Origin of the sequence: Streptomyces sp. KR55 (genome assembly GCF_052245645.1) — a bacterium.
GTDB lineage: Bacteria > Actinomycetota > Actinomycetes > Streptomycetales > Streptomycetaceae > Streptomyces > Streptomyces flavusporus.
This window is the reverse complement of record NZ_JBQQCE010000532.1, coordinates 1-6395: the sequence shown is the minus strand read 5'-3', so window position 1 is coordinate 6395 and position 6395 is coordinate 1. Positions and strand designations below refer to the sequence as shown.

6 protein-coding genes and 1 pseudogene are annotated in these 6395 nt (G+C 68.0%); 5 read left to right on the top strand and 2 right to left on the bottom strand.

Annotation, left to right across the window (positions count from 1 at the left end; all coding sequences use genetic code 11):
• Positions 1-90 (top strand): annotated as a pseudogene (locus ACTWQJ_RS44385) (IS5/IS1182 family transposase); the annotation flags it as partial.
• A 969-nt stretch (positions 91-1059) separates the two neighbouring features.
• On the opposite strand, the gene ACTWQJ_RS44380 reads toward ACTWQJ_RS44385, so the two are convergent.
• Positions 1060-1692 (bottom strand): NADP-dependent oxidoreductase, encoded by a 633-nt coding sequence (locus ACTWQJ_RS44380; RefSeq protein ID WP_443312073.1) that lies wholly within the window; start codon positions 1690-1692, stop codon positions 1060-1062.
• 99 nt (positions 1693-1791) lie between these two features.
• On the bottom strand, positions 1792-2268 hold the full coding sequence (locus ACTWQJ_RS44375) for a MarR family winged helix-turn-helix transcriptional regulator (protein ID WP_224739750.1): 477 nt from the start codon (positions 2266-2268) through the stop codon (positions 1792-1794).
• A gap of 193 nt (positions 2269-2461) precedes the next feature.
• Here ACTWQJ_RS44375 and ACTWQJ_RS44370 point away from each other — a divergent pair, with 193 nt between their 5' ends.
• The 4 genes from ACTWQJ_RS44370 to ACTWQJ_RS44355 all read left to right on the top strand — a co-directional run bounded on the left by ACTWQJ_RS44370 (position 2462) and on the right by ACTWQJ_RS44355 (position 6141).
• Positions 2462-3673: an MFS transporter gene (locus ACTWQJ_RS44370; protein WP_443312072.1), complete on the top strand. Its 1212-nt coding sequence runs from the start codon at positions 2462-2464 to the stop codon at positions 3671-3673.
• A gap of 69 nt (positions 3674-3742) precedes the next feature.
• Positions 3743-4168 (top strand): GlcG/HbpS family heme-binding protein, encoded by a 426-nt coding sequence (locus ACTWQJ_RS44365; RefSeq protein WP_224739752.1) that lies wholly within the window; start codon positions 3743-3745, stop codon positions 4166-4168.
• A 30-nt stretch (positions 4169-4198) separates the two neighbouring features.
• A complete protein-coding gene (locus tag ACTWQJ_RS44360; RefSeq protein WP_443312071.1) occupies positions 4199-5023 on the top strand; it encodes an aldo/keto reductase in 825 nt (274 codons plus the stop codon).
• Between the two features lie 104 nt (positions 5024-5127).
• The gene (locus ACTWQJ_RS44355; RefSeq protein WP_443312070.1) at positions 5128-6141 is read left to right on the top strand and encodes a TIGR03571 family LLM class oxidoreductase; all 1014 of its coding nucleotides are present in this window, start codon (positions 5128-5130) and stop codon (positions 6139-6141) included.
• Positions 6142-6395: the final 254 nt, after the last annotated feature.

The following is a 6395-nucleotide window of genomic DNA, read 5'->3' as shown; positions in this document are numbered from 1 at the left end:
TCCGAAGCCATGATCCACCTCGCCTCGATCGACAACCTCGCCAAGCGCATAACGGACGAGACCACACCCACCTGGCGAGGCACCTACTAGGGCATACGGGGCGATCTACCTAAACCAAATGCCCTCTGAGTGGCCCCGTCCTTGAAATCGGCGCCGGCGCCGAGCAGCGTCTGCGGGACCGTCCAGCCGCCGCAGCATCCGCCGCACAGCATCAGGCGGTCCTGGTCGTCCAGGAGGAGCAGGAGGGCGCGGCGGTCGTCGACCGACGGGGGGTGGGACGTTGCCATGCGGTCAGGCTGCCGTCTCGCTACTCAAGTAGCAAAATGAGTGCCATCTCTTGGGTGACAGGTTCACTCGTGCAGTGTCAGATGCGTGCCGCCGCCCATGGCCTGCACGCCCCCGACAGCGTGCACGCGTCGCACTGAATTCGTGTGCTCCGCTGCACCCTCTGCGCGCTCATGAGCTGCGAAAACACTGCAAAGGCGTTTGGGGTTCGGGGCTGCCGCGTTTGGGGGCGTCGCGCACCACCAGGCCTGACCTGCGGCGACGGAATTTCCCACACATCCCCGCGTGGCTGCATCCGACTGGCGGCGGGCCGCGGCCGCCTGCAGGTCAGACACCAGCAACCGTGAGTGGTACGCGTGGTCCTCGCTCGGATACAGGGCCTGCACCTCCGGATGAATGAACCACTGCAGCACGAAGCTCGCCTCAGGACCCGGGGCCCAGCATGCACCCCGATGAGTACCTCGCACAGCGGGTTTTGCACGAGGATCTCGTGCAGGTCCGTCATCACCATCGCCGGAGTGTCGTGCAGCAAATCCAGCAGCTGGGCCAGTGCGCGCTGCATGCCGGCCGGCTCGGCGCCCAACGGATGCTGGTGCCCGGCCAGATGAAGCAGGTGGGCGGATCCGTCGGTGTCCAACCGCAACGCCCTGGCCAGCGACGTAAGAATCTGCGGCGACGGACTCTGGCCGCGGCCCTGCTCCAGCTCGATGTTGGGCTTGATCCGCTTGACGGACATCCGAGACATCGAGGCGGAGAAGCAGAGCAGCCACAACGTCAAACGGGCGTGTGAACTGCTGAAGGTCTCCAGGACCGCCTTCTACGCCCGCCGCACCGGCACTCCTGGCCCCGCGGGGTCCGCGACGCCGAGTTGACAGAACAGATCCGCGGCGGTTCGGACCGGTCGGGCGCCTCGCGCCAGGGCAGCGGGCCGCCGGGGCCGGGTGGTCCGCCTGAGGCGCCCTGGACCAGGACCGTCTCGCCTGCTTCGACCCCGGCGTGCTTGACAGCTTGATATGCCGTCAGTCCGGCCAGCGGCACACCCGCGGCCTGCTCCCAAGTCAGCGAATCGGGCTTGCGCGCCAGCATGCGTACGTGCGCGGAGACCAGCTCGGCGTAGGCGCCCAGCTGGACGTGGTCCTTGCGGATGTAGCCGAATACCTCGTCGCCCGGTGCGAATTCACCGGCGTCGGGGCCCACGCGTTCTACGACTCCGGCCACGTCCCAGCCGGGGATCAGGGGGAATGCCGTCTCCATGAGGGCGTCGAGCCGTCCCTCGGCCAGCTTCCAGCCCACCGGGTTGATCCCGGCGGCGACTACCCGGACGAGGACCTCTCCAGGTGCCACCTTGGGTTCCGGGTGGTCCACCAGCTCAAGGTCCTCGGGCCGTCCGTAGTGCTTCAGTCCCATTGCTCTCACGGCAGCCATGTCCCTGCGTGTGACGTCTACCCGCGTACACAATAGTACGCATCAGTGATATCAGGCGCGTGCATTAGAAGGCGCACACAATCACCGAGCGCCGTGACTCCACGCCGGGGCCCCGACCATCCCTACAGCCCTGACCAGGGGCTGCAGTCGGGGATCACGGTCTGCTTCGTCGAGGGCTTCGCGGAGGGCGGCTTCGTTGGTGGGGCGGGCTTCTTCGAGCAGCTTGAGTCCGGCGTCGGAGACGTTGGTGTAGATGCCGCGGCGGTCGGTGGGGCACAGGTAGCGGGAAAGCAGGCCGCGGTCCTCGAGGCGGGTGACCAGCCGAGTGGTGGCGCTCTGGCTCAGCACGACGGCGTCGGCGACCTGCTTCATCTGCAGGTGGCCGCCTTCTCCGTCGTGCTGGCGGCTGAGGACGTCGAGCAGCGAGTACTCGCGCACGCTCAGGCCGTGTTTGGCCTGCAGGGCGCGCTCGATGTGGGCCTCGATCCTGCCGTGCAGCAAAGAGAGCGCACACCAGCCCTGCGCGAGGGCGGTGAGAGTCGGGTCAGTAGCGGTCATGAGGGCCTCCTTCGCCAGCGGGCCAATGCTAGCAATACTTGCACGAGGCGACAAACGTCGTCATCCTTCATTTGCGCTTGCACGTATCAAGCGTATGCAACTATTGTCGACGCCGGTAAGGCTCTCCCGCAAAAGAGTCCTTACAGCAACGTCCCCTCGACAAACCCTCGCAACAGACTTGAAAGGCTTTCCCATGCCTCTCGCGCTTCTGGCCCTGGCTATAGGGGCCTTCGGGATCGGCACCACCGAGTTCGTGATCATGGGCGTGCTGCCCGAGGTCGCGGGCGACTTCGGTGTGTCGATCCCCACCGCCGGCTGGCTGGTGACCGGCTACGCCCTAGGCGTACTGATCGGCGCCCCGCTGCTGACCGTCATGGGGACCAAGGTGTCCCGCAAGAAGATGCTCATGTTCCTGATGGTCCTGTTCATCGCGGGCAATGTGCTCTCCGCCGTGGCGCCCGTCTTCGGCGTGATGCTGATCGGCCGTGTGATCGCCTCGCTCGCGCACGGCGCGTTCTTCGGCATCGGCTCGGTGGTAGCGGCCGATCTGGTCACCCCTGAGAAGAAGGCCTCGGCCATCTCTTTGATGTTCATGGGTCTGACCATCGCGACCACTGTGGGCGTCCCGCTCGGCACCTATATCGGACAGTCCGCCGGCTGGCGCGTCACCTTCGCGATCGTCGCAGCACTCGGCGTGGTCGGCTTCCTCGGCGTGGCCAAGCTCGTGCCCGAGATGGGCAAGCCCGAGGGTGTGCGGGTACGCAGCGAATTCGCCGCCTTCCGTAACGTCCAGGTCTGGCTCGCCATGGCGATGACGGTTCTGGGATACGGCGGCGTGTTCGCAGCCATCACGTACATCACGCCGATGATGACCGACGTCGCCGGCTACTCCGCGGGCGCGGTCACCTGGCTGCTCGTCCTGTTCGGCATCGGCATGTTCCTGGGCAACCTGCTGGGCGGCAAGTTCGCCGACCGCGCGCTCATGCCCATGCTGTTCACCACGCTCGCCGCCCTCACTGTCGCGCTGCTGCTGTTCACGGCGACCGCGCACAACAAGATCCTCGCAGCCATCACCCTGACGCTGATCGGCGCACTGGGATTCGCGACCGTCCCGCCGCTGCAGAAGTGGGTCCTCGACCAGGCATCGGCGGCCCCGACGCTGGCCTCGGCCGCCAACATCGGCGCCTTCAACCTCGGCAACGCCCTGGCCGCATGGCTGGGTGGTGTGGTCATCTCCGCCGGGCTCGGCTACACCGCCCCGAACTGGGTCGGCGCCCTCCTCGCCGGCACCGCCCTGCTGCTCGCCTTCCTCGCGGCATACCTCGACCGCCGTACCCGGACCGCCAGCCGCGTCGTTTCGGCGTCCGGCACCGCCGAGCAGACGCCGGTCACCGTTCAGCACTGATCACTCGCGGGGCGGGGGACCGTCGTCCCGCCCCGCCCACACCACCAACCACCCCACGGAGAAATCACCATGATCACCACAACCACTGCCGTCGCCCCGCTGACCATTAGGGACGCCGAGATCCTCGTCACCGCCGCCCGCCGCGCCGCCGAGGCTGCCCGAGTCACCATCAGCGTCACCGTCCTCGACGCCGGAGGCCACCTCCTCGCCTTCCGCCGCGACGACAGGGCCGTACTCATCTCCGGCGAGACCAGCACCCGCAAGGCCTACACCGCCCTCCAGCTGAACGCCCCCACCGCCGACCTCGTCGACCTGGTCAAGCCCGACGGACCCTTCCACAGCCTGCCCACCGCCCTGGACCGTCCGCTGCTCTTCATCGCCGGCGGCATCCCCGTCCACCGTGACGGCCGCCTCATCGGCGCCATCGGCGTCGGCGGCGGGGCCCCCGAGCAGGACCACACCTTCGCCACCACGGCCGTCACCGCCCTCGGCTGATCTGCTGCCCCGCAAACTCCAAGGAACACCATGAGCTCCGTCCCCACCGTCACGCTCAACAACGGCGTGGAAATCCCCCAGCTCGGCTTCGGTGTCTTCCAGGTCCCCGACGAGGAGACCATGGCCGCCGTCACCCACGCCCTGGAGGCCGGCTACCGCTCCATCGACACCGCCGCGATCTACGGCAACGAAGCAGGTGTCGGCCGCGCCCTGGCCACCTCGGACATCGCCCGCGAGGACCTTTTCGTCACCACCAAGCTGTGGAACGCCGACCAGGGCTACGACGCCACGCTCAAGGCCTTCGACGCCAGCCTCGACAACCTCGGCCTCGACCACGTCGACCTGTACCTGATCCACTGGCCGGCCCCCGGTCGCGACCTGTACCTGGAGACCTGGAAGGCCATCGAGAAGCTGGCTGAGGACGGCCGTGTCCACACCGCTGGCGTGTCCAACTTCCAGCCCGGGCACCTCACGCGCCTCCTGAAGAGCAGCGACCTCGTGCCCGCGGTCAACCAGATCGAACTGCACCCTGGCCTCCAGCAGCGGGAGCTGCGCGATCTGCACGCCGTCCACGGCATCGCGACCGAGGCCTGGAGCCCTCTCGCCCAAGGCGCCGTCCTGAACGAGTCCGTGCTTCGGGAGATCGCCACGAGGCACGGCAAGTCTCCCGCTCAGGTGGTGCTGCGCTGGCACCTCCAGCTCGGCAACGTGGTCATCCCCAAGTCCGTCACCCCGGCCCGTATCCGAGAGAACCTCGACGTCTTCGACTTCAGTCTGACTGTCGACGAGATGGCCTCGATCGCCACCCTCGACTCCGACCTGCGCACCGGTCCCCACCCGGACGCCCTCAACTAGGACCTGGCTGCACTCCACCAGGCCGCACAAACCTCACGCGGGCGAGGCTCCCCCCAGCCGTGCCCGCGTGAGCCCCTTCCCCGACCGAAAGGTGTGTTCTTCTCATGCCAGCGATCCCCACAGCTCTGGACCGTCTGGTCTCCCTTGATGGCCGGCCGACCCTCGGGCTCGAACTGCCGCTGGACAACGACTGGGGCGCCGCGCGACTGCGCGCCGGCCGCGCCGCAGGCCGCCCCTTCGGCGTCCCCGACCTCACCGAGCACGCCCACCTCGCCCGGCTCGCCGACGAGCTCGGCTTCGCCGCCCTGTGGGTGCGCGACGTGCCGCTGTACGACCCCGAGCAGTTCGGCGATGCCGGTTCCGTCTTCGAGACCTTCACCCACCTCGGCCACCTCGCCGCCGTCACCGAGCGAGCCGTGCTCGGCACCGCCGCCGTCGTCCTGCCGCTGCGACAGCCGCTGCTTGTGGCCAAGGCGGCCGCCACCGTCGACGTCCTCTCCGGCGGCCGGTTCGTCCTAGGGCTCGCCAGCGGCGACCGGCCCGTCGAATACCCGTTGTTCGGCCAGGACTTCAATGCGCGCGGCCAGACGTTCCGCGAGAGCGTGGAGACACTGCGCGCGGCCTGGGCCACCCGTCCCAAGGGGCAGGGGCTTGCCCTGCCCGCAGTCGGGCTGGGCGCCGACCGGCAGCTCGACGTCCTGCCGAAGCCGACCGGCGCCACGATCCCGCTGGCCATCGCCGGTCACGCCCAGCAGTCCTCCGAGTGGATTGCCGAGAACGTCGAGGCCTCACTCAACTACCCTCGTCCGCTCGGCGCTCTACGGCTCAAGACCCAGGAGTGGCGCAAGCTCACCGCCGATGCCCCCAAGCCATACCTGACCCCGATGCAGCTGGATCTGGCCGCGGACTCCGACACCCCGGCTACCGCGATCCGGCTCGGCCTGCGCACCGGTCGGCACGCCCTGCGCGACCATTTGAAGAAGATGGGTGACCTGGGCGTCGCCCATGTCTCCTTCAACCTCCGGCCCGGCGACCGCCCCGTCGAGAACGTTCTGCACGAACTGGCTACGGAGGTCCTCCCGGATTTCCCCTCACCTCTCTCCCCGGTCATCGCATAGCCGCCGGACACACGTCCTCGATCAAAGAAATCTGGAAGATATAGGAGGTGCGCATGATCCGCTCTATCAGAGCCAGCGCCCGGTAGCCCGGAGAGGTCCTGAGCTGTCGCCATCTAGTGCTGTGACTGCATAGGTTCGCCGGGTTGGTGGTCGTGGCGGTTGGATGTGCGGTGACGTCCGATCCGACCGCTGGAGGCGCGGTGGCCGAGCCTGTCCGTGTGCGCAGACTGACCGACCAGGAGGGCCAGCGGCTG